19 protein-coding genes and 1 tRNA gene are annotated in these 22,530 nt (G+C 52.7%); 10 read left to right on the top strand and 10 right to left on the bottom strand.

Going from position 1 to position 22,530, the window contains the following annotated elements; all coding sequences use genetic code 11:
• Window positions 1-164 precede the first annotated feature (164 nt).
• Complete coding sequence (locus KCG39_RS10965; RefSeq protein ID WP_142468018.1) at window positions 165-1,826, top strand: alpha-keto acid decarboxylase family protein; 1,662 nt, start codon at window positions 165-167, stop codon at window positions 1,824-1,826.
• On the opposite strand, the gene KCG39_RS10960 is transcribed toward KCG39_RS10965, so the two are convergent.
• Window positions 1,823-3,058, bottom strand: a complete 1,236-nt coding sequence (locus KCG39_RS10960) for an ion channel protein (RefSeq protein WP_049114642.1) — start codon at window positions 3,056-3,058, stop codon at window positions 1,823-1,825. The two genes, KCG39_RS10965 and KCG39_RS10960, sit on opposite strands and share 4 nt — an antisense overlap.
• Before the next feature lie 254 nt (window positions 3,059-3,312).
• Between KCG39_RS10960 and glk the strand changes: the two genes are divergently transcribed.
• A complete protein-coding gene (gene glk, locus KCG39_RS10955) occupies window positions 3,313-4,278 on the top strand; it encodes a glucokinase (protein WP_142468017.1) in 966 nt (321 codons plus the stop codon).
• 46 nt (window positions 4,279-4,324) lie between these two features.
• On the opposite strand, the gene KCG39_RS10950 is transcribed toward glk, so the two are convergent.
• Together KCG39_RS10950 and KCG39_RS10945 are read right to left on the bottom strand one after the other, a co-directional pair.
• On the bottom strand, window positions 4,325-5,068 hold the full coding sequence (locus KCG39_RS10950; RefSeq protein WP_004123296.1) for a LytR/AlgR family response regulator transcription factor: 744 nt from the start codon (window positions 5,066-5,068) through the stop codon (window positions 4,325-4,327).
• A gap of 11 nt (window positions 5,069-5,079) precedes the next feature.
• The gene (locus KCG39_RS10945; RefSeq protein WP_004123293.1) at window positions 5,080-6,777 is read right to left on the bottom strand and encodes a sensor histidine kinase; all 1,698 of its coding nucleotides are present in this window, start codon (window positions 6,775-6,777) and stop codon (window positions 5,080-5,082) included.
• 379 nt (window positions 6,778-7,156) lie between these two features.
• Here KCG39_RS10945 and alaC point away from each other — a divergent pair, with 379 nt between their 5' ends.
• On the top strand, window positions 7,157-8,395 hold the full coding sequence (alaC, locus tag KCG39_RS10940; RefSeq protein ID WP_004123291.1) for an alanine transaminase: 1,239 nt from the start codon (window positions 7,157-7,159) through the stop codon (window positions 8,393-8,395).
• Window positions 8,396-8,435: 40 nt separating this feature from the next.
• Here the strand turns inward: alaC and ypdK are convergent, their stop codons facing one another.
• Both ypdK and KCG39_RS10930 read right to left on the bottom strand, forming a co-directional pair.
• Window positions 8,436-8,507: a membrane protein YpdK gene (gene ypdK / locus KCG39_RS10935; protein ID WP_077777854.1), complete on the bottom strand. Its 72-nt coding sequence runs from the start codon at window positions 8,505-8,507 to the stop codon at window positions 8,436-8,438.
• A 364-nt stretch (window positions 8,508-8,871) separates the two neighbouring features.
• Window positions 8,872-10,059 (bottom strand): cyanate transporter, encoded by a 1,188-nt coding sequence (locus KCG39_RS10930; protein ID WP_123828998.1) that lies wholly within the window; start codon window positions 10,057-10,059, stop codon window positions 8,872-8,874.
• Between the two features lie 166 nt (window positions 10,060-10,225).
• Here KCG39_RS10930 and cynR point away from each other — a divergent pair, with 166 nt between their 5' ends.
• Entirely contained in the window at window positions 10,226-11,131 is a 906-nt protein-coding gene (gene cynR, locus KCG39_RS10925; RefSeq protein WP_049114644.1) for a transcriptional regulator CynR, read from the top strand.
• Window positions 11,132-11,334: 203 nt separating this feature from the next.
• Here cynR and KCG39_RS10920 read toward each other — a convergent pair whose 3' ends face one another.
• Window positions 11,335-12,198: a hypothetical protein gene (locus tag KCG39_RS10920; RefSeq protein ID WP_004123282.1), complete on the bottom strand. Its 864-nt coding sequence runs from the start codon at window positions 12,196-12,198 to the stop codon at window positions 11,335-11,337.
• A gap of 549 nt (window positions 12,199-12,747) precedes the next feature.
• Window positions 12,748-13,002 carry a hypothetical protein gene (locus tag KCG39_RS10915; RefSeq protein WP_032742184.1) on the bottom strand — a complete coding sequence of 85 codons (255 nt, stop codon included), beginning with the start codon at window positions 13,000-13,002 and terminating at the stop codon, window positions 12,748-12,750.
• Window positions 13,003-13,646: 644 nt separating this feature from the next.
• On the opposite strand from KCG39_RS10915, the gene KCG39_RS10910 reads away from it, so the two are divergent.
• Window positions 13,647-13,982: a lysozyme inhibitor LprI family protein gene (locus KCG39_RS10910; RefSeq protein WP_049114645.1), complete on the top strand. Its 336-nt coding sequence runs from the start codon at window positions 13,647-13,649 to the stop codon at window positions 13,980-13,982.
• 81 nt (window positions 13,983-14,063) lie between these two features.
• On the opposite strand, the gene KCG39_RS10905 is transcribed toward KCG39_RS10910, so the two are convergent.
• Together KCG39_RS10905 and KCG39_RS10900 are read right to left on the bottom strand one after the other, a co-directional pair.
• A tRNA-Arg gene (locus tag KCG39_RS10905) sits at window positions 14,064-14,135 on the bottom strand.
• Between the two features lie 74 nt (window positions 14,136-14,209).
• On the bottom strand, window positions 14,210-15,106 hold the full coding sequence (locus KCG39_RS10900) for a formate/nitrite transporter family protein (protein WP_142468016.1): 897 nt from the start codon (window positions 15,104-15,106) through the stop codon (window positions 14,210-14,212).
• 257 nt (window positions 15,107-15,363) lie between these two features.
• On the opposite strand from KCG39_RS10900, the gene mlaA reads away from it, so the two are divergent.
• Window positions 15,364-16,125: a phospholipid-binding lipoprotein MlaA gene (gene mlaA, locus KCG39_RS10895; protein WP_004123272.1), complete on the top strand. Its 762-nt coding sequence runs from the start codon at window positions 15,364-15,366 to the stop codon at window positions 16,123-16,125.
• Between the two features lie 62 nt (window positions 16,126-16,187).
• On the opposite strand, the gene fadL is transcribed toward mlaA, so the two are convergent.
• Complete coding sequence (fadL, locus tag KCG39_RS10890) at window positions 16,188-17,552, bottom strand: long-chain fatty acid transporter FadL (protein WP_075208544.1); 1,365 nt, start codon at window positions 17,550-17,552, stop codon at window positions 16,188-16,190.
• 372 nt (window positions 17,553-17,924) lie between these two features.
• Between fadL and KCG39_RS10885 the strand changes: the two genes are divergently transcribed.
• The 4 genes from KCG39_RS10885 (at window position 17,925) to sixA (ending at window position 22,519) form a co-directional block, all read left to right on the top strand.
• Window positions 17,925-18,209, top strand: coding sequence for a YfcZ/YiiS family protein (locus KCG39_RS10885; protein WP_004123267.1), 285 nt, complete (start codon window positions 17,925-17,927; stop codon window positions 18,207-18,209).
• A gap of 160 nt (window positions 18,210-18,369) precedes the next feature.
• Entirely contained in the window at window positions 18,370-19,680 is a 1,311-nt protein-coding gene (gene fadI, locus KCG39_RS10880) for an acetyl-CoA C-acyltransferase FadI (protein WP_004123265.1), read from the top strand.
• Window positions 19,680-21,824 carry a fatty acid oxidation complex subunit alpha FadJ gene (fadJ, locus tag KCG39_RS10875; protein ID WP_142468015.1) on the top strand — a complete coding sequence of 715 codons (2,145 nt, stop codon included), beginning with the start codon at window positions 19,680-19,682 and terminating at the stop codon, window positions 21,822-21,824. Before fadI ends, fadJ begins: the two co-directional genes overlap by 1 nt.
• A gap of 209 nt (window positions 21,825-22,033) precedes the next feature.
• Complete coding sequence (gene sixA / locus KCG39_RS10870; RefSeq protein ID WP_032741921.1) at window positions 22,034-22,519, top strand: phosphohistidine phosphatase SixA; 486 nt, start codon at window positions 22,034-22,036, stop codon at window positions 22,517-22,519.
• The last annotated feature ends 11 nt before the right edge of the window (window positions 22,520-22,530 follow it).

Genomic DNA, 22,530 nt, shown 5'->3' with positions numbered 1-22,530 from the left:
GATAAAACAGGGTTGTGTATACGTTTACACTAAAGAATGTTTGGCACCGAGTATACTCCCTGAACGCGTAAATTTTACTTGCCACCGCATTTGTTGGGTGCAATGTGGACAGCGCAACTGCTTATTCAATACTCAACTTATCTGTATGAGAGGAGAGTAAGGATATGCAACCGACTTACACCATTGGCGATTATCTGCTGGATCGTCTCGTAGACTGCGGTATAGACCGCTTGTTTGGCGTACCTGGTGATTACAATTTACAGTTCCTCGACAGCGTTATTGCGCATCGGAATCTAGGGTGGGTAGGTTGTGCAAACGAGCTAAATGCGGCTTATGCCGCTGATGGCTATGCGCGTATCAAGGGCGCAGGCGCGCTGTTGACTACTTATGGCGTCGGCGAGCTGAGCGCGCTGAACGGCATCGCCGGGAGCTACGCCGAACATGTACCGGTCCTGCATATCGTTGGCGCTCCCTGTACCGGCGCACAGCAGCGCGGCGAGCTGCTGCACCATACGCTTGGCGATGGCGATTTCAGCCACTTTTCGCGTATGAGTGAACAAATTACCTGCTCACAAGCGGTGCTGGCGGCGGGAAATGCCTGCCATGAAATAGACCGGGCTCTGAGCGAAATGCTAACCCACCATCGCCCCGGTTATCTGATGCTGCCGGCCGATGTGGCGAAGGCAAAGACCACCCCGCCTGCTCATCGTTTGCGTATTCAGGGGCTGCCCGCCGATGAGAACCAGCTGGCGGGTTTCCGCGAGCACGCCAAACGGATGCTAAGAAGCAGCCGTCGCGTATCGTTGCTGGCCGATTTTCTCGCCCAGCGCTATGGGCTACAAAACGCGCTTCGAGAGTGGGTGGCGAGGGTCCCCGTTGCTTACGCCACGATGCTCATGGGCAAAGGCCTTTTTGATGAACAGCAGAGCGGTTTTGTCGGGACTTACAGCGGGATAGCCAGCGCGGAGGAAACTCGCGATGCTATCGAAAACGCGGATACCATTATCTGCATCGGCACGCGTTTTACCGACACCATTACTGCCGGCTTCACCCAGCACCTTCCGCTGGAAAAAACGATAGAAATACAGCCCTTTGCCGTCCGGGTTGGCGATCGCTGGTTCAGCCGGGTGCCCATGGAAAAGGCGCTCGCCATTTTAATCGAGCTCTCTGCCAGCCTGGCGGCAGAATGGGTTTCGCCGAATTTTCAGGCGCCCGGCGTGAGCGGCGCGCCAGAGGGGAACCTGACGCAGAAAAATTTCTGGAATACGGTGCAGAAACAGCTTCGCCCTGGAGACATTATCCTTGCCGATCAAGGTACCGCCGCTTTTGGCGCCGCTGCGCTTAAGCTTCCGGTCGACGCGACGCTGATCGTCCAGCCGTTATGGGGATCGATAGGCTTTACCCTTCCAGCGGCCTACGGGGCGCAAATCGCGGCAGCGGAGAGAAGGGTGGTGCTGATTGTGGGCGATGGTGCAGCGCAGTTAACTATTCAGGAACTGGGATCGATGCTCAGAGATAAGCAGCGTCCGCTGATTTTGTTGCTCAACAACGAAGGCTATACGGTCGAGCGCGCCATTCACGGCCCCGAACAACGCTACAACGATATTGCGCTCTGGGACTGGAATCGTCTGCCTGACGCTTTCGCTCCCGACGTCCCTTCCCGCTGCTGGCGAGTGACGCGCACGCAGGAGCTGCAGGAAGCGATGAATAGCAGCGTCGCCTCAGACAGGCTGACGCTGGTGGAGGTGATGCTGCCAAAAATGGATATCCCCGATTTTCTGCGTACGGTCACTCAGGCACTGGAGGAGAGAAACAGCCGCGTTTAATCGTTGGGGCGTTTGGCGATCATCAGCGGTTTCCCGGCAAGTAATAGCCAGGCGGGAAGCATAACGATGCACAGCAGCGGAAGTAACGTGGAATCTGGCACCACGACCGCTGCCATAAACAGGCTCAACCAGCCATCGCGCGTCACCACCAGCGTCAGTCCGAGGATCGCACAGGAAACGGTGATCGCTGCCGGGACGGCATCCACGTGCGCATGAAGCATCAGTCCGAGCGCGACGCCGACGAACACTGCCGGGAAAATCCGCCCGCCGCGAAAACCGCAGGCGGCGGCCAGCACCAGCGCCGCCAGCTTCACCAGAGCAATAAGCATGAAATCGCTGGCGGTCAACGTCTGGCTAAAGGCTAATTGCTGCATTTCTTCAAGGCCTTTGAAAAGGGTGATATGCCCGCCGATGACGCCCAGGATCCCCAATAAAAATCCGCCGATACCGAGGGTTAAGATCGGATTTTTCAGTCGTTGCATCAGCGCGTGTAAACGCGGCAGGCACCAAACGCCAACCATGCCGACCGCAATAGCAATAAGCGTAACGATAGCCCCGCTAAAGATATCGACAAGCCGCCACTGATTGTAGTGCGCGATAGGTAGCGAAAAATTGGGGTGGAAAAAAAGCCCAGTGGTCAAAGAGCCCGCTGCCGCGGCAAGCATTGGTGCGAAGAGCCGGTCCCAAAGCGGGACATCGTTACTGCTGTTCAGCGTTTGCGAAAAGATCAGCGCCGCAGCAACAGGCGTACCGAATAGCGCTCCGATGGTGCCGGAAGAGGCAAGTATCGTCCAGTCGAGCGCGCTGACTCGGGGGAAAAGGCGCGAGCCAAGCGCCACCGTCAGAGCGATATTCATCACCATAATAGGATGTTCCGGCCCCAGGCTAACGCCGCCTGCCAGGCCGATTATCAGCGCCGCGAGCAGGCCGGGCAGCGCGCTGGGGCTCACCGGGGCGCCAATAAGCGACTCGGTGGCCGGATCGGGGCCGGCGTGCCCAGGGCTAAAACGTACGACCAGACCCACGGCAATGCCGGTGCAGGTGAGGATAGCAATCGTCCAGACAGGGCCGCTGGCGTTCATGCCCAGGGCTCCGGGTAGGCTACTCCAGAGAATATTCTGCAACATGGCTGCCGTTTTCATCGCCACAATTAATACCAGGCTGGCAGCAATACCGATCACGATTGCGGGTATCGATAACAACAGCATCGTTCTGGCGCGCGGGTGCAGCATGAAAATATCCTTCTGAAAATTTCGAAGCACTACTTTGCCCGGACGCGTTTAGGGCGTTGGCGCAAATGGTGCTGAAACGATAAAGTAACGAGGTAGCCTGGCGATCGTGCCGCACAATATTTTCATAAATTACAGCCTAACTGTGATGTAGGTCGCTAAACAAAGGGCGCTTATACGTTGGTCGTTGTTGTTAGGTCGTCATGAATTTAGAGTGTGCCAAAGAATCATTTTGACTTTAGCGGAGCCGTAACGGAATGACAAAATTTGCTTTAGTAGGGGACGTTGGCGGAACGAATGCCCGTCTGGCGTTATGCGATCTTGCAAGCGGAGAAATATCCCGAGCCAAGACCTATTCCGGGCTCGATTATCCCAGTCTTGAAGCCGTTGTTCAGGTCTATCTGGAAGAGCATAACGTCACGGTAGAAGATGGCTGTATTGCCATCGCCTGTCCGATTACCGGCGACTGGGTGGCGATGACCAACCACACTTGGGCATTTTCTATCGCTGAGATGAAGAAGAACCTGGGGTTCTCACATCTGGAAATCATTAACGATTTTACTGCGGTATCGATGGCAATCCCCATGCTGAAAGCTGAACATCTGATTCAGTTTGGCGGCGCGAAGCCGGTGGAAGGCAAGCCGATTGCCGTTTATGGTGCTGGTACCGGGCTGGGCGTCGCTCATCTGGTACACGTTGATAAACGCTGGGTGAGTCTGCCGGGCGAGGGCGGCCATGTGGATTTTGCGCCCAATAGCGAAGAAGAAGGCATTATTCTGGAAGAACTGCGTACCGAGCTGGGGCACGTCTCTGCCGAACGCGTATTATCTGGACCTGGGTTAGTCAATCTTTATCGTGCGATCGTTAAGTCTGATGGGCGTCTGCCGGAAAACCTGCAGCCTAAGGATGTCACCGAACGCGCGTTGGCTGATACCTGCATCGATTGCCGTCGCGCCCTGTCGCTGTTTTGCGTCATTATGGGGCGATTTGGCGGTAACCTGGCGCTAACGCTCGGCACCTTTGGCGGCGTGTATATTGCTGGCGGCATTGTTCCGCGCTTCCTCGAATTCTTTAAAGCTTCCGGCTTTCGCGGCGGTTTTGAAGATAAAGGCCGGTTTAAAGCCTTCGTCCAGGATATTCCGGTGTATCTGATCGTTCACGACAATCCGGGACTGCTGGGCTCCGGCGCGCACCTGCGTCAGACGCTCGGACAGGTTCTGTAAGCTCTGTCTCTCTTACCCGAATAAAATCATTATTCGGGTAAATCCTCTACAGATGCATGAGTTGGCGAAACTCTTTCACCTTGCTGCGGCTCACCGGAACCTGAAACTCAAGATCGCGTAGCCGCAGAATATAGGTGTTGTTGAACCAGGGTTCGATTTCGCGAATTTTGTTCAGGTTGACGCAGTACGAGCGGTGGCAGCGGAAAAAGTGCGCTGGCGGCAGCTTGTTGCAGAACTCCGTGATATTCATTGGCATCACGAACGACTCCTTCCGTGTATAAACAAATGTCATCTTTTCATGCGCTTCCGCGTAGTAAATATCGTGGATGCTGGTGACAATAATGCGCTCATCTTTAATCAGATTAATCGTGTCGTTTTCCCGGGTTGGATTGGGCGCTGCCCCGGTAGCGATGCTAGACTGCTGCTGTTGCAGCCAGGCGCTGTTCAGCTTTTGCAGCATGTTGATAATGCGTGATTCCTGGTAGGGTTTAAGGATGTAATCGAACGCCTCCAGCTCAAAGGCTTCCACCGCATGCTCCTTCCACGCGGTAATAAAAACGATAAAGGGCTTGTGCGCGAACTGGCTGATGTTTTGCGCCAGCAGTACGCCATCCAGCGACGGGATGTTGATATCGAGAAAAATAGCGTCGACTTTGTTGTGCTGTAAAAACTTCAGCACATCGAGTCCGTCGTCAAAGGTCCCGACAATCTCCATTTCACTATGGGTATTAATCAACCAGGTGAGCTCTTGCTGCGCGAGGAACTCATCTTCCACAATGATGACTTTCATTTTATCTCCGCTCATGACAGCAGCGACTCCGTAGCCACCTGGGGCGCGTAGTGGGTTGGCACATAGAAAGCGATTTCGGTCCCCGGCGTCAGGCGTCGGATATGCAGGCCTTCTCCGTACAGTAGCTTGACCCGATGATGAACGTTGAGTAAACCGATTTTATTTCCCGGCATTTCGTCAGCCTCTACCCTCGCTACCACCGCCGGGTCGATACCGTTCCCCGTATCGCGAACGCTAATCCGTACTCGATTCCCGCACTCATTAATGCCGATGGTCACCACGCCTTTCCCTTTGCAGGGCTGAATTCCGTGGACGATGGCATTCTCCACCAGCGGCTGAATAAGCAGACTGGGGATCATAAAGCTGACTTCATCATCAATATCATAAATCACCGTCAGCTTGTCGCCGAAGCGGGCCTGTTCAATCGCGATATAATCCTTGATTTGATACAGCTCCCTTTTGATATCTATTTGTTCATCATCTTTTAATTCAATGTTGTAGCGTAAATAGCGCGACAAATTAAAAATTAACTGGCGCGCGGTGTCTGGATTCATGCGAATCGACGACGAAATGGCGTTCAGGGCATTAAATAAGAAATGGGGATTAATTTTACTCTGCAGCGCGCGCAGTTCAGCTTTATTGGCCATTTCACGCAGCTGTTCAGCGCGGGAGACCTCCAGCTGTGTGGAGATGATTTGCGACAGGCCAATCGCCATTTCCTGCAATGAAGAGGTGATGCGGTGCGCGTGGCAGTAATAGATTTTTAGCGTACCGGTGACGACGCCTTTTTCCCATAGCGGAATGACCAGCATGGAGTGTATTTCCGGCGTCCGGTGAGCTTCATCATTGTTTTTAATAATGATTTTTCCATAGCGGATCGCCTGTTGCGTCGTTGGGCTAATAAAGTCGTCGTTGTTGCGGTAGTTGATTTCACCAACCCCGACGTAGGCCATGACGTGCTGGGTATTGGTAATGGCGACGGCATCGGCATTAATGTCGCGGCGGATAATATCGCAGACCTGACGCAGGGACTCGCTGTTGACGTGGCGAAACAGCGGTAGCGTTTTGTTGGCGATGTCGAGCGCCAGTTTTGCCTGGCGGGCGGCGCTGGCTTCCTTTTCGCCCTCAACACTCTGCACCAGTAAAACGATAAAGCCGATACATACGCTGCCGAGGATCATCGGAATACCGATTTTTGACACGATATCGATCCCCAGCGCCAACGAAGGCGCCCATACGACCACGAGGATCATGGTTAACGTTTCGCATAGCATGCCGGCGAGGATCCCTGCTTTCCAGCGCTGCGCTTTAGGCACTTTACGACTGATAAAACCGGAGAGCAGACCGGCGACGATGCTGGTAATAAAACAGGGGACGGCGGTGACGCCATCAATATCGATCAGGTAGCGATGTACCCCGGCGATCGCGCCGACAATCGCCCCAACCCAGGGGCCGAACAGGATCCCGCCGGACATGACCGCGATAATACGCACGTTGACCAACGATCCTTCGACCGGTACGCCTGACCAGGTACTGAACAGGGCAAAGAGGGAGAAGATCGCGGTAACGGCCAGCAGCTCTTTTGGCGTATGCGCGGATTTATGTAGAAGTTCACGAAACAGGCGCAGACGAATGAGGAAAAAGAGGCAAATCAGCATTAATGCCGCACGGTCAAAAACCGCCAGCAGCATAGTAAATATTTCGTGCATGTGTGCGCCGTGTTAATCGCGAGAAAGCAACATGATAGAAAACCTCGCGGCAGAAGGCCAGCTGAAGGCATGAATAGGGAAAAGTCTTACAAATAAAAGGGGATTAATGATAAAGACCTGAGATTCAATAGCGTCTACTGATGAAAAACGATTCAGGTTAAATTATAGATATCAATATGTTAATTTTAATGAGCCAGGCGAGATGGGGGAAGAACGTTGCTGCCCTATTTTGCTGAACTGATGCCCGTTTTTACCGCCAGAAATTTTTTTTGCCTTTCCCCTCGACAGCGGGAATTTTTTCGGGTTATTTTCTAAACGTGCTGCACATGCAGCAGCGTCGCTCGGACGGTCCGGGCGCTAACGTTAATCCGAGGAATCTATGGCTGAATTCAGTCCTGAACGCCGTTTTACGCGTATCGATCGTCTCCCCCCGTACGTTTTTAATATCACTGCTGAGCTGAAAATGGCTGCGCGACGCCGCGGCGAAGATATTATTGATTTCAGCATGGGTAACCCCGATGGCGCGACCCCGCCGCATATCGTTGAGAAGCTATGCACCGTTGCCCAGCGTCCCGATACGCACGGCTATTCCACCTCTCGCGGTATTCCGCGTCTGCGCCGGGCGATTTCTCGTTGGTATCAAGAGCGCTATAACGTTGAGATCGATCCGGAATCAGAAGCGATAGTAACCATTGGTTCAAAAGAGGGACTGGCGCATCTGATGCTGGCGACGCTTGACCATGGCGATACCGTACTGGTGCCGAATCCCAGCTATCCTATTCACATTTATGGGGCGGTAATCGCCGGAGCCCAGGTGCGTTCAGTACCTCTCGTTGAAGGCGTGGATTTTTTCAATGAGCTCGAGCGCGCCATTCGCGAGAGTTACCCGAAGCCGAAAATGATGATCCTCGGTTTCCCTTCCAACCCGACCGCGCAGTGCGTCGAACTGGAGTTCTTTGAGAAAGTCGTGGCGTTGGCGAAGCGTTATGACGTACTGGTTGTGCACGATTTGGCCTACGCCGATATTGTTTATGATGGCTGGAAAGCGCCCTCTATTATGCAGGTTCCCGGCGCGCGCGATGTTGCCGTCGAATTCTTTACGCTATCGAAAAGCTACAATATGGCGGGCTGGCGTATCGGCTTTATGGTTGGCAACAAAACGTTGGTTAATGCGCTGGCGCGTATTAAAAGCTACCACGACTACGGCACCTTCACCCCTCTACAGGTTGCGGCTATTGCGGCGCTTGAAGGCGATCAGCAGTGCGTTCGTGACATTGCCGAGCAGTATAAGCGCCGTCGCGATGTGCTGGTGAAAGGACTGCATGAGGCCGGATGGATGGTGGAATGTCCGAAGGCGTCAATGTATGTATGGGCGAAGATCCCGGAACAGTATGCGGCGATGGGCTCACTGGAGTTCGCTAAAAAGCTGCTGCAGGATGCTAAAGTCTGCGTTTCGCCGGGCATTGGCTTCGGGGACTACGGCGATACGCACGTACGCTTCGCTTTAATTGAAAACCGCGATCGTATCCGCCAGGCGGTGCGCGGCATTAAATCCATGTTTCGTGCAGACGGGCTGCTGCCCGCCTCGACGAAGTTAACCAGCGAAAGCAACGAATAAAAAAAGGAGCCGAGAGGCTCCTTTTTTAACACCGTTACAGCTAGATCATCAGGGCGAAAGTACCGGCCCAAACGATGACCATAAAAGAAATGCCCATTAAAAAATATTTCACGACTCATCACTCCGCGATCTCGGCGAGACGCCTTAAATGAATTTGCTCTTCATTGTCTGTTCAACTATCGCTCACAAAAATTCTCTTTTTCCGATGGCGATAGCTGTAAATTCTGAGCTCAAACGGCTCCAGATGGCGCTAATGTACGCCTAAAAAATGAGGGAAACAAGATCCATTTTTTTATTAATTTTTAGTTACTTACGAGTGTCGTGATTCGGCGACACATTAATTTCATTCGGTATTAAATTTTTTCCGGCGACGGTCGTCAGCGATAATTTTGTCTACCGATATAGTCGTTTGATTTTGGGCTTTTTTCTTCTGGAAAGCGGGGCGGGACAAACGCCCCGCGCGGTGAAAAACGGGTTTAGCGAATGGCTGAATGCGAACGCTGCCACTCTTGCGGATAGCGCGAGGGGGCAAAACGCAGCGTGATGACCATCAAGGCTAAGATACAAACGGCGTGCAGCATCCAGTCGAGCTGGTAGTTGCCGCTTAAACTTCGCAACAGCCCTGATAACCACGGAGAAAGTCCTGCAACAATAAAGCCCACTCCTTGCATAAAAGCCACCAGTCGGCCAGCAATGGCAGGGTGACTGGCGTGATCGAGCGCCAGTACCAGGCACAGCGGAAACGCGCCGCCTAAGCCAATACCGCAGCTGATAGCCCAGACAAAGGGTATCTGCTGCGGTAGCCAGATAAAGCCGCAGAAGCCGATGAGCTGTAATGACAACGCCGCCATCAGCAGCTTACGTCGATCTTCCTGTCTGGCCAGAATGGGCAGCAGAAGCGCTCCACCAGTCTGGCCGACGGTCATCAACGCCAGCAGGGTGCCGCTGAACTGCGCGCTGTATCCCGACTGCATATAGTATGGGGGCAGCCAGGCTATCAGGCTGGCATAACCGCCGTTAATCAAACCAAAATAGAGGCTGAGCGCCCATGCCCGACGATGGCGAAAAAGAGTCTCCGGGAGCCCTGATGGCGGCTGAGCGGGTAATGTACGGCTTAGCGGCCACCAGCAGAGGAGCGCGGCGGCGGCGGGTAAGGCCCACCACGCAAGCGCGTGATACCAGATAGCGCTATGCTGCGCCAACCACGGTGTGAATGCGGCCCCCAGGCCGCCGCCACCCATCAGCGCCGCTGACCAGAGTCCCATCACCTGCGGCGTCCGACGATGAAAAAGACGCTTTATCACCGCGGGAATGAGCGCCTGAATCACACCAATGCCGATGCCGCCAAGGAGCGCGCTGCTGATGAGTAGCATGCTCTGCGGCGCCAGCTCACGAAGCAAAGCCCCGGCGATTATCGTTAACAGGCCGAGAGCGATACTTTGCCGCTCGCTAAATTGAGCATTAATCCAGCCGCCGGCGAGCGCCAGCAGACCCATGGCCATTACCGGCAGCGCGGTGAGCAGGGAAGCGAGCGTGAAGCTCATTCCGCTCACCTGTAGGAGCTGCGGTAGGAGAGGGCCAACAGAGGTCAGCAGCGGACGCATATTTATACCAATAAGCACCAGCACCAGCAGCATGGCGCTATTGCGCTGCGTCAGATGCATCGCTGAGCCGCCGCAGTGAGTTTCGTGCTGTGGTAAGAATGGAGGCAACTCATGCCAATCTCCTGTGGCGTTTGGTCAAGAAGCGCGAACAGAGTACGTAACTTATTTCATAAGTTAAAAGACTTAATTATGATTGAGTTCATTTGAATTGCTTATGGATGAATTCATGTTGCTGCGCCACCTCAATTACTTCATTGCCGTCGCTGAACAAGGCGGTTTTACGCGAGCGGCAGCCATGTTGCACGTTTCGCAACCGGCTTTGTCGCAACAGATTCGACAACTGGAAGAAACTCTGGGCGTACAGCTTTTTGATCGCAGCGGGCGCAATACCCGCCTGACGGATTCAGGTAAGGTGTGGTTAATTTACGCGCGTCGGGTTTTACAGGGGTTGGCTGAAGGGCAGCGTGCGCTAAATGACGTTGAAGATCTGCAGCGTGGCACGCTACGTGTCGCGATGATGCCGACCTTTACCACGTATTTTATGGGGCCGCTAGCGGCTGCCTTTTATCAGCGTTACCCGAATATTACGCTGGATATACAAGAGTTAGCGCAGGATCGGATGGAGACCCTTCTGCTAAATGACGAACTGGATGTCGGTATTGCTTTTGAAGGCAGCAATTCGCGGGATATTGTATCTCAGCCGTTGTTCTCGGAAACCCTGGCGCTGGTGGTAGGACGCTATCATCCCCTGGCGGCGGCTCGCTGCATAGAGCTGACCGCGCTCAATGATGAGTCGCTGATTCTACTGAGTAGCGCTTTCGCCACCCGTGAACAAATCGATCGCTACTGCCGCCAGCGTGAGATTCAACCGAAAGTACAGATGGAGGCAAACTCGATTAGCGCAGTGCTGGCCGTTGTTGAACGCACGTCGCTGGCAACCCTACTTCCGGCTGCCATTGTTCTGGGGCGCGATGATTTAACCGCGATTGAACTCGCCCCATCGTTGCTGGAAAGAACCGCGTGTTTGCTACAGCGCAAGGGGGCCTGGCAAAGCGCCGCAGCCCGCCAATTTAGGCTAATGGCGCATCAGGCTGCAACAGAACTGAGCGCTGGGCTTTCAGAACTCGAATAAGAGATATTTAACGTTACGTTGATGTGCTGTTTAGAAAGTAATTCATAAACATGAAGCACCTTCATATAGGATAGTGTTATTATGAGGTGAATTCACATATGAATTCATATTGAAGTGCGTTTAACATATTGAGAATAAATTATGCGCCACCGTCCCCATGGCGCTAAAATGTTTCATCCTGAAATCATTATATTAAATACTTGTCATTTGAACGTGTATTCTGATGCCGGAAGATTAATGCTGCCGTAGCTTGAAACCACACCTTCAGACCTGAGTTTATCCATGGCAATATTAAAAATTTTATTTTTCCTGTTTTCCGTGGCGTTAAGAATGTTATCGCCAAAATGTGGATTGGATTGAATTATATGATTGATAAATTCGATGAGTAATTTATTTTGCATGATACTTGAGGAGGGGGCCATATCTTGATCGTCAGGCACGTTTAAGGTTTTTTCAGCAAGTTCGAGAGGGCGGCTGCTGATGGTATGTTCGTAAATTTTCTCAATCGCCTGACACGTGATATACAGCTTATTGAGCGTGATGGTTGGCCTCTCATCCTTATCAGGTATGAAGTGGCAAAAGAGGACATTTGTTGCAGGGGATATAATGCTAATCCTCTGCTCAGTAATGGTGCCATCGGCCGTTTCCAGTACCTCGGTTAAATTTCTGGTGTCGCAGTACCATAAGCCAGAGACGGAAACCCGGAGCTTCAGCTGGGTAACAGGCATGCCATATTGCGCTTCCTGTTTTGGTTCACTGTCATTGAACTTGAAAATTTTGTTTATTTTTGAATGGCGTGACCAGGATCTTTCGCTAATGCTCAATTCATCAATATTTGGTGCATTGAGAAAATAGAGATTGTTGCCGCCCTGGTCATGCTGGAACGCGCCCTTTAGTGTACCGTTGGTTCTACCCAATTTTGTGCAAAGGGTTATAGCACCAATATCATGCCAATGAAGCAAATCTTCTATTTCACAATTCAACAATTTTTTAGCGCGAGAGATTGAACAATATTCCAGAGGAGGAAGATTGTTTAGTTTCCATATGTTTCTTTCTTTTCTTTCCATGATCGCTATTATCTTATGAAAAATAGGTTGGTTGGGATATCTAAAGTTGACCTCTATCGGCGTTGCGATGATTTCTATTCACACTGAATATTTATCAGAACCGATAGCGTATATCAATTATTGCGTCTGAGTATCAATGTTGAATCTGGTCAGGGTACTATCTTTCACGCATCTTATCAGCTTCCCTGTAATAATTAAACGTATCGCTAGTAAAAAAATTATAATTGCTTGCTATTACTATAGGGAATTAATTGTTCTTTATTATTTTGTTTGTGAATTAAATTCATGGTTGTTATGTGAGGTTTTTGATAATACATGCGACTGATGCTTAATTACTAAACGAGCTATCTTGAATGCGGAACATCTTATTAAACGTTTCTGTTAGCCGATGTGATGGCTGGTATCACGTAATCATCTGTTTTAGCTCAGGCTCGTAGGTTAAAGATCCTGCTATCAAAGCAGGCTGAATGTCTTCTGCAGGAATTAAATTGCGGTATTGCCGGTGATCATACCAATGAAAATACGGTGGGTATACCCACCGTACTGTTTTTATTTTTTCACTGCACTTTTGGCAGCACTTTTTGCGTTATCGCAGGCAGCCTGGTTTTTTGCACAAGCGTCTTTGGCTGCTTTTGCTTCTTTCTGCGCATCGGCTTTTGCCGTTGACTTTGCCTGGGCGCACTGCGTTGGGTTGTCCTGGCAGGCTGATTTAGCCTTTGAAACGACCTGACCGTTTGCCGCGCTCGCAGCGCCACAAGCCATAAGTGCACAGATGCCCAGCGCCATTGCGATTTTTTTCATCATATCTATCCAAATAATCAAATCAGGGAGGGCAAAAGGCTGTCCGCAAGTCCTGCATAGAACCCTATTCATGTTGCAGACATCCTGCCCCGTGAAGTCGCGGATCGCTGAGAGGGTAACTTCTCATCCGCCATAAACCGCCGGACGCGCTGCTTTTAAGCAGCGCTGATGCTGAAACAATCGCGGTTCAGCGCATCCGGCAGCGCGAAGAATACGTGACGCTAAAGATTTATCTACTGGGATTGTTTTGCGAATCGTAACGGCAGGAAACAATAAACAATGATAACTACTGTGAATGATAGGGTTTTATTTATCTTTTTGATTTTAATGGAATAAAATTTAAAGATGGGACCTGTTGCGCGGGATGATTCTGAAGAAGGTTACGGTAACAAAATATTCCCCCTCCCCGGTAAGCAGTGTTGATGTCATCCAGACTGCTAATTCAGTCATGCTGTAGGCCGCTTCATCATCGGGATAAAAAGGAGGGCGACTTATCCGATCGGAGCCGTAAGATAGATTAAGTTTATTCACTGACAGCACGGATAGTTCAGAGCGTCAGTGTGTCAAAAGCATACGTTGGGCTTATAGCAAGGGCACTCGTCATAAACGGGGTGTACAAATGGCGGGAGTGCGGAAATGGAGCGTATATGAAGATAAGAGAAGTGCTGATGGCTATTGCTGTGCTGTATCCGTTAGCGGGGTACTCAGCCAGTTTTGATTGTCAGAAAGCGATGCAGGCGGATGAGAAGGCTATCTGTGCTGACCGGAGCCTGAACGATATGGATGTTGCGATGGCAACGAAGTATCAGTTCCTGCGGGGGCTTTTTCCAATGGGGACGCGCGGTAGGATGATGGATGCACAAAAAGCATGGCTCCATAGCCGGCAGAAGTGTGGTAGCGATATCAGCTGTTTGACAAAATTATATGAAGGCCGATTACAGCAACTTGATGAGATCTATGCCGGGATTGATAAACCTCTGTGATTCAGATGATTCGATCTTAACGTTTTTTCTGCGGTAGTGATACTCAAGGGATTTTGCGAACTGAGCCGAACGACTCAAAAGTGTCCCCTGCAGGAATCGAACCTGCAACTAGCCCTTAGGAGGGGCTCGTTATATCCATTTAACTAAGGGGACAAAGCGCCGGGATTATAGCGTTATTTTCGGCGCACGTTAAGCTTGCGCGGGCCAACTGCTTAATCTATAGCCACTTAGCGCTTTTTTGCCTCTTCGGCTGCACGAGCCTTCTTCTCGTGACTCATGTCATTGCGGATCTGCGCATGGCTTAATAAAGCGAAAATAAAGGTCCCGCCGCATATGTTGCCGGCAAGTGTTGGCAGAGCAAAAGGCCAGATAAATTCCTGCCACGGCAGCGTTCCGTTAAATACCAGGTAGAAAATCTCGACGCTGCCAACCACAATATGCGTGGTGTTCGCCAGGGCGATAAGCCAGGTCATCAGAATGATGACGACAATCTTTGCGGAACCTGCGGCAGGGAACATCCACACCATTGTTGCGACCAGCCAGCCGGAAATAATCGCATTGGCAAACATCTCCAGCGGGGGATTTTGCATCACCTTCAGGCTAATTTTGAGAAAAGCCTCGCGAGTGGGCTCATCAAAAACAGGCATCACATCAAACGCCCATGCTGCGATCGCAGTCCCTATCAGGTTACCGGCCAGCACGACTCCCCATAGACGCAGCAGCAGGCCAATATTGCCGAGCGTGGGTTTGTGCATAATCGGCAGGACGGCGGTGACGGTGTTCTCGGTAAACAGCTGTTGGCGAGCGAGGATGACGATTACAAAACCAAAGGTGTAGCCGAGATTTTCCAGCAAAAAACCGCCGGGAAGTTCGCTAAGATGAACATGGAAGATACCTTTGGCGACCAGCGAAGCCCCCATTGAAAGCCCGGCGGCAATCGCTGACCAGAGTAGCGCCATAGCATCGCGCTCAAGCTCTTTCTCACCCTCCTGACGAATCACTTCATGGGTGGCCATTGCTTGTGAAGGCAGCCGTTCTTCATCAACCTCAATTTCTTCACCATTCTGTTTTTCATCACTTTCTACCTCAACATCTTCACTATCATGGTGAGTTTGCGGCTTCATCACTTTTCCTCAACGACGGGTCTTTATTATAATCGTAGAGCGGTTTCGGCTGTTTGGGTCGGATAAGCTCCTAAATTCTTCGCAATGACAAGATTAGCAATACGGAAATTGCAAAATGTGTATAGAATCGGGACATCAACAATGATGCTAAAAAAGGCTATGCTGAAAGCAGGCACATGCTTACGGGCGATATCTTAATGGAGGCAGCTGTCCCCCGATAACCCCCAGCGATAGCTAAATTTAACAGGGAGACACCTATGAATTTTCGCCTGTCGGCGCTTGCGCTTGGCGCCACATTGCTGGTGGGGTGCGCCAGTTCTAATTCTGGCGATCAACCACAGGGGCGTTCAGATCCGCTTGAAGGCTTTAACCGTACCATGTTCAACTTCAACTTTAATGTTGTCGATCCCTATGTTCTTCGCCCGGTCGCGGTGGCGTGGCGTGATTATGTTCCGCAGCCTGCGCGTAATGGTCTGAGTAATTTTACCAGCAACCTTGAAGAGCCAGCGGTAATGGTGAACTCCTTCCTGAAAGGCGATCCCTATAAAGGAATGGTGCACTTTACGCGTTTCTTCTTGAACACCATCCTTGGGATGGGGGGCCTGGTTGATGTGGCCGGGATGGCGAATCCGAAACTGCAGCGCGTTGAGCCTGCACGCTTCGGTAGCACGCTGGGTCACTATGGCGTCGGCTATGGTCCATATGTGCAACTGCCTTTCTACGGCAGCTTCACCCTGCGTGATGAAGGGGGGGATATGGCTGATGACTTGTATCCGGTTCTTTCCTGGCTGACATGGCCGATGTCTATTGGTAAATGGATGGTTGAGGGCGTTGAAACACGCGCGCAGCTGCTGGATTCAGACGGCTTGCTTCGTCAGTCCTCCGATCCGTATATCTTAATGCGTGAAGCCTACTTCCAGCGTCACGACTTTATCGCCAACGGCGGTAAACTTTCTCCGAATGAGAACCCCAACGCGCAGGCGATTGAAGGCGATCTTAAAGATATCGATTCACAGTAACCGACGGGTTGAAAGTAAAAAGGGTGAACATGATGTTCACCCTTTTTTGTTGCTGCTGAGGATCAGAAACGGTAGTTGAAGTTCGCGCCGTACAGCCAGGCTTTACCTTCTGATTTAAAGGTATACGGCCCTTCTGTAAATTCAACGTGCTGACCGTGCATATAAGACACACCGACGTCGACTGAGGCATCTTTATTAAAGGCGTAAGTCGTACCGGCGCTGAGCCACAGGCGATCCTGGTCCGGAATAGAGATAGAGCGATTGGAAGCCGGGACCGGGCTATCATCAAAGGCGATACCGGTACGGAAGGTCCAGTTATCGTCATAATAATAGGTGGTACCCAGCGCGATACGATAGGAATCTTTAAAACCTTCGTCTTTATAGAACAGCGTTTCGCCACCGCTGGTTTTGGTTGCTTTCAGCTCCTGGAACTGGCTCCAGCTGGTGTATGCCAGGCTGTAGTGAACGGCCCATTTTGGCGCCACGCGGTTATACCCTGAAATTTCCCACATTTCTGGCAGATTCAACGTTAGAGAACCGCCAATCGTGGAGCCGCCGGTGCCGTACGGCAGGCCCAGGCCCAGAGCAGAGTTGATGGGGTTGAGGGAAGACGGCAGGCTGCTCTTATAATCCCCATCAAAATCAACTTTAATTTCAGAGCGATAGGTCAAACCGTAGCGGTTGTTTTTATCGACTTCATATAAAATACCGGCATTCCAGCCAAAGCCCCATTCATCACCCTTCAGGCGAGCAATTTGGGTGTCGCGGCTGATACCGCCGGCCTGTTGACCAATTGCCGCCGCCTGAGCCGGGGAGAGTTTGCCTGCTTTCACCATTCCCGGTAGCTGAGCGCCGATGATTTCCGGTAAATCGCCCGCATAGCGCTCTAATTTCGCCCGCGCGTAGACGGCGTCAAAACCCAAACCAAAACTCCAGTGGTCGTTGAGGCGATATGCGCCGCTCAGGTTCAGGTTGAGCGTTTCGAGATCGGTCGTACCGCCCATCGAGCCTGCGGCAAAATCGTTGTTGAACTCGGTGGCTAAACCATAGTTCGACGTAAGGGAAGCTCCCCAACCGAACTGGTCGTTAATCGGCGCCACGAAGTGCAGATTCGGCACCCATGCGGTTGGCGCGATATTGTCCTGGCTGGCGTCATTACCGATAACTGAACTGCCGGTGACGTTGACATCAGGATCGACGAAAATGGCGCCGCCCGAGAAGGTTGGGCGGTCGAACATCATGATTAACGCCGGGTTACGGCTGGCGTTGCCCGCATCATCAGCAATAGCGCCTTCACCTGAATAGGCGCGACCAAGGCCCGATGAAGAGAATTCGTTTAGCTGGAAGCCTGCTGACCAGGCCTGGGTTGAAACCATTGCTACAGCCACTGCAAGGGCAGATTGGGTAAGGCGGGTTTTCTGGCTCATGCCCATAACCTCATAGAGTTATTTTTTATTTAAACAATGTTACATGCTGTAACAGGAGCGCGAAGTGTAGGGTCTGCTTTACGACAGAGAAATCAGACCAGTGCGCTGAGTATAGGTCTGACCAGATGATATGTTGCAAGTTTGTTTATAAGTTTTTTCAATTGTGATCTAAGAAACGCGATCCAGTTGGCAATTTTGCCGAGGCAGCTGATACCCAAAGTGGGCGGTTTTTGTTTTGGATCATTTTTAAGTGTGATTTCGGTCACTTATCCCGTTTGTCGCCATTAACGACTGGAGGCTGGCATGCCCCGGGCGTAAAATAAGCACATTGTTTGTCTGGCACTTTGAGTGCATATACAGAGGAAATCTACGATGAGTAAATGCAGTGCTGATGAAACCCCGGTTTGCTGCTGTATGGATGTTGGCACCATTATGGACAACACCGATTGCACCGCATCCTATAGCCGCGTGTTTGCGAACCGTGCCGAAGCAGAAGAAACGCTCGCCGCATTAAGCGAAAGAGCGCGTAACGTTGAATCTGAGCCGTGCAAAATCACCCCGAACTTTACAGACGTTAATGGCGGCGTGAAGCTGGATATCGATTTCGTGTTCAGCTGTGAAGCTGAAACTCTGATTTTCCAGCTCGGCCTACGCTAATCCTTCCCCCGGACGCCCCTCATGTCAGGGGCGTTACCTTTTCTAATCAATGTGTTTTGGCTCCCACTTTTTCGCTTCCCCGATTGGCTTAATGTAAAATATTAGTTAAAACTGTTATCAGGTCAGACCACTTTGTTTTATCGGTTAACAGGGGAGCGTTATGAGTCAGGCATTACCGCTAGTCACCCGCCAGGGCGATCGTATCGCGATAGTCAGCGGTCTACGTACTCCGTTTGCCCGACAGGCGACGGCTTTCCACGGCGTGCCGGCCGTTGATTTAGGTAAACTGGTGGTCGGCGAAATGCTGGCTCGCAGTACTATCCCCGCGGACATAATAGAGCAGCTGGTATTTGGTCAGGTGGTGCAAATGCCGGAAGCGCCGAATATCGCCCGGGAAATTGTACTGGGGACCGGCATGAGTGTGCATACTGACGCCTATAGTGTCAGCCGCGCCTGCGCGACCAGCTTTCAGGCGGTGGCCAACGTCGCGGAAAGCCTGATGGCAGGCACTATTCGCGCGGGTATCGCCGGCGGGGCCGACTCCTCTTCCGTATTACCCATTGGCGTCAGCAAAAAACTTGCCCGAACGCTGGTTGACGCCAATAAAGCCCGTACCCTGGGGCAGCGCCTTAAGCTATTTTCCCGTCTGCGTTTTCGCGACCTTCTGCCCGTACCGCCAGCCGTTGCCGAATACTCAACCGGGCTGCGAATGGGGGATACCGCCGAACAAATGGCGAAAACCTGGGGTATCACTCGCGAACGGCAGGATGCGCTGGCGCTTCGTTCGCACCAGCTTGCCGCCAAAGCCTGGGAGGAAGGGAAGCTATCGGCAGAAGTGATGACGGCATACACGCCGCCGTTCCGTGAGCCGCTGGAGCAGGACAATAATATTCGTAAAAATTCAACCCTGGCGGATTACCAAAAGTTACGCCCGGCTTTCGATCGTCAACACGGGAGCGTGACCGCCGCTAACAGTACGCCGCTAACCGATGGGGCGGCGGCGGTGATCCTGATGACCGAGTCCCGGGCGAAAGAGCTGGGTCTTGTCCCGCTGGGCTATCTGCGAAGCTACGCTTTCACCGCGATTGATGTTCGCCAGGATATGCTTCTGGGCCCGGCCTGGTCGACGCCGCTGGCGCTGGAAAGAGCGGGGCTGACGCTGGCTGATTTGACCTTAATAGACATGCACGAAGCTTTTGCCGCGCAAACGCTGGCCAACCTGCACTGTATGGCCAGCGATCGCTTTGCCCGCGAAGTGCTTGGCCGCTCTCAGGCTATCGGGGAAGTGGACGAGAGTAAATTTAACGTGCTGGGCGGCTCGATTGCCTACGGTCATCCGTTTGCCGCCACCGGCGCGCGGATGATCACCCAAACGCTGCATGAGCTGCGGCGTCGCGGCGGAGGTTTTGGGCTGGTCACCGCCTGCGCGGCGGGGGGATTGGGTTCAGCGATGGTTCTGGAGGCTGAATAATGGAAACCGTATCGGCATTTACGCTTGAGGTTCGCCCGGACAATATCGCCGTCATCACCATTGACGCGCCCGGCGAAAAAATGAATACCCTGAAAGCTGAGTTCGCCAGCGAGGTACGGGGGATCATCCGTCAGATCCGTGACAACAAGGAACTGCGCGGCGCGGTGTTTATCTCGGCAAAACCGGATAATTTTATCGCCGGGGCGGATATCAATATGATTGCCCGCAGCCATTCCGCGCAGGAGGCGGAGGCGCTTGCCCGTCAGGGTCAGCAAATCATGGCCGAGATCCACGGGCTGCCGATTCCGGTGATTGCCGCTATCCACGGCGCATGCCTGGGCGGCGGGCTTGAGCTGGCGCTGGCCTGCCACGGGCGGGTATGCAGCGATGACGATAAAACCCGGCTTGGCCTCCCGGAAGTACAGCTGGGGCTGCTGCCCGGCTCCGGAGGAACTCAGCGTCTACCGCGATTAATTGGCGTCAGCGGCGCGCTGGAGATGATCCTCACCGGTAAGCAGCTTCGCCCGCGACAGGCCCTGAAGGCGGGGTTGGTCGATGAGGTGGTGCCGCAGACTATCCTGCTGCGAACCGCGGTTGAACTGGCGCTCAAGGGCCGCCCGGCAAGCCGCGCTGTTCCGGCGCGTGAACGTATTCTCGCAGGCCCGCTTGGCCGCAGCCTGCTGTTTCGTCTGGTGGCGAAAAAGACGCATCACAAAACCCAGGGGAACTACCCGGCTACAGAGCGCATTTTGCAGGTGATGGAAACCGGACTGGCGCAGGGCTGCAGCAGCGGATACGCCGAGGAGGCCCGCGCTTTTGGCGAGCTGGCGATGACGCCGCAATCGCAGGCGCTACGGTCGATTTTTTTCGCCAGCACCGATCTGAAAAAAGATCGCGGCGCGGATGCTGAACCCGTCGCGCTGCGCAGCGTGGGCATTCTGGGCGGAGGACTCATGGGGGGCGGTATCGCTTACGTCACCGCCTGCAAAGGCGGATTACCGGTACGCATTAAGGACATCCAGCCGCGTGGGATAAATCACGCGCTGAAGTATAGCTGGGATCTGCTCGATATACAGGTGCGCCGCCGCTATCTGCGCGCCAGCGAGCGCGATCGCCAGATGGGGTTAATATCCGGTTCGCTGGATTACCAGGGATTCGCACATCGCGATGTGGTGATTGAAGCGGTGTTTGAAGATCTTGCGCTCAAGCAAAAAATGGTCGGCGAAGTTGAACAGCACTGTCGTCCGGAGACGATCTTTGCTTCTAACACGTCGTCTTTACCGATCGGCGAGATCGCGGCGCATGCAAGCAGGCCGCAGCGGGTCATCGGGCTTCATTTCTTTAGCCCGGTAGACAAAATGCCGCTGGTGGAGGTGATTCCACATAGTGGTACGGATCGGCAGACAATTGCGACGGCGGTTAAGCTGGCTAAACTGCAGGGTAAAACGCCGATTGTCGTCGCCGATAATGCGGGCTTTTATGTTAACCGCATTCTGGCCCCCTACATCAATGAAGCCATGCGCCTGTTGATGGAAGGCGAGCCGATAGAGCATATTGATAACGCTTTGGTTAAATTCGGTTTTCCGGTTGGCCCGATTCAGCTCCTTGATGAAGTGGGGATCGATACCGGCACCAAAATTATCCCAGTGCTGGAGGCCGCATGGGGAGAACGTTTTAGCCCGCCTGCAAACATCATTAGCTCGATTCTGAATGACGATCGCAAAGGGAGAAAAAATAACCGGGGTTTCTATCTTTATGCGGCAAAAGGGCGTAAAAGCAAAAAACGGCCCGATCCTGCGATCTACGCTTTACTGGGTATTTCCTCTCCACAGGCGCGCTTGTCCGCGCAGCAGGTGGCGGAACGTTGCGTGATGATGATGCTTAACGAAGCGGCGCGCTGCTTCGATGAGCGAGTGGTTCGCAGCGCCCGCGATGGTGACATCGGCGCCGTGTTTGGCATTGGTTTTCCGCCGTTTCTTGGCGGCCCGTTCCGCTATATGGATACCCTGGGAGCGGGGGAGGTGGCGGCGATACTGCAGCGCCTGGCCGCTCAATACGGCCCGCGTTTTACACCATGTGACACTTTGTTACACATGGCCGAGCAGGGGGCGACCTTTTGGCCCGCTGAGGAACGTACGACCTAAGTTGTGGTCAAAGAAGGTAAATCCGGCAATGAACGGCGCTGAGCTTTGGCGATTTTGTAAGCAATAGTTGACTATACTTACGCCATTGAGGTAAAAAACAGCGTTTCATTCGTTGAATGGATCAGGCACAATGCCCGGCCACCGGGTCACCTGCGTATCGTCTACGTGGGTAAGACCGCGGTGCTTCTGGTTAACAAAAGCGGTGCAATATGCAAGTTTTTATCATGCGTCACGGCGACGCTGCCCTCGATGCAGCCAGTGACTCGGTTCGTCCATTAACCGTCTGCGGTTGCGATGAGTCTCGTCAGATGGCTACCTGGCTGAAAGGTCAAAAAGTGGATATTGAGCGGGTTCTTGTGAGTCCCTACCTGCGTGCTGAACAGACGCTGGAAATTGTTGGGGAGTGCATGAATCTGCCAAAAGATGTCGACGTGATGCCGGAACTCACGCCGTGCGGCGACGTTGGCATGGTTAGCGCTTATTTGCAGGCGCTGGCAAATGAAGGTGTGGCGACGGCGCTGGTCGTGTCTCACCTCCCTCTGGTGGGGTATCTTGTCTCAGAGCTGTGCCCGGGGGAAACTCCCCCGATGTTCACCACTTCGGCGATTGCCTGCGTCACGCTTGATTCCAGCGGCAAAGGCGAGTTCAACTGGCAAATGAGCCCCTGCAATTTGAAGATGGCTAAGGCTATCTGATTCCCTCCGGG

The sequence above is a fragment of the Klebsiella pasteurii genome (genome assembly GCF_018139045.1).
GTDB classification, from domain to species: domain Bacteria; phylum Pseudomonadota; class Gammaproteobacteria; order Enterobacterales; family Enterobacteriaceae; genus Klebsiella; species Klebsiella grimontii.
This window is presented reverse-complemented; position numbering and strand designations above follow the sequence as displayed.

Coding starts and splice junctions, on each gene's coding strand:
- KCG39_RS10900 (WP_142468016.1), bottom strand. CDS start 15,106: ATGAAGCCGCAAACTCACCATGATAGTGAAGATGTTGAGGTAGAAAGT.
- fadJ (WP_142468015.1), top strand. CDS start 19,680: ATGGAAACCGTATCGGCATTTACGCTTGAGGTTCGCCCGGACAATATC.
- KCG39_RS10965 (WP_142468018.1), top strand. CDS start 165: ATGCAACCGACTTACACCATTGGCGATTATCTGCTGGATCGTCTCGTA.
- fadL (WP_075208544.1), bottom strand. CDS start 17,552: ATGAGCCAGAAAACCCGCCTTACCCAATCTGCCCTTGCAGTGGCTGTA.
- fadI (WP_004123265.1), top strand. CDS start 18,370: ATGAGTCAGGCATTACCGCTAGTCACCCGCCAGGGCGATCGTATCGCG.
- mlaA (WP_004123272.1), top strand. CDS start 15,364: ATGAATTTTCGCCTGTCGGCGCTTGCGCTTGGCGCCACATTGCTGGTG.
- KCG39_RS10945 (WP_004123293.1), bottom strand. CDS start 6,777: ATGCACGAAATATTTACTATGCTGCTGGCGGTTTTTGACCGTGCGGCA.
- KCG39_RS10915 (WP_032742184.1), bottom strand. CDS start 13,002: ATGATGAAAAAAATCGCAATGGCGCTGGGCATCTGTGCACTTATGGCT.
- KCG39_RS10885 (WP_004123267.1), top strand. CDS start 17,925: ATGAGTAAATGCAGTGCTGATGAAACCCCGGTTTGCTGCTGTATGGAT.
- KCG39_RS10910 (WP_049114645.1), top strand. CDS start 13,647: ATGAAGATAAGAGAAGTGCTGATGGCTATTGCTGTGCTGTATCCGTTA.
- sixA (WP_032741921.1), top strand. CDS start 22,034: ATGCAAGTTTTTATCATGCGTCACGGCGACGCTGCCCTCGATGCAGCC.
- KCG39_RS10930 (WP_123828998.1), bottom strand. CDS start 10,059: ATGCATCTGACGCAGCGCAATAGCGCCATGCTGCTGGTGCTGGTGCTT.
- glk (WP_142468017.1), top strand. CDS start 3,313: ATGACAAAATTTGCTTTAGTAGGGGACGTTGGCGGAACGAATGCCCGT.
- KCG39_RS10950 (WP_004123296.1), bottom strand. CDS start 5,068: ATGAAAGTCATCATTGTGGAAGATGAGTTCCTCGCGCAGCAAGAGCTC.
- alaC (WP_004123291.1), top strand. CDS start 7,157: ATGGCTGAATTCAGTCCTGAACGCCGTTTTACGCGTATCGATCGTCTC.
- KCG39_RS10960 (WP_049114642.1), bottom strand. CDS start 3,058: ATGCTGCACCCGCGCGCCAGAACGATGCTGTTGTTATCGATACCCGCA.
- KCG39_RS10920 (WP_004123282.1), bottom strand. CDS start 12,198: ATGGAAAGAAAAGAAAGAAACATATGGAAACTAAACAATCTTCCTCCT.
- cynR (WP_049114644.1), top strand. CDS start 10,226: ATGTTGCTGCGCCACCTCAATTACTTCATTGCCGTCGCTGAACAAGGC.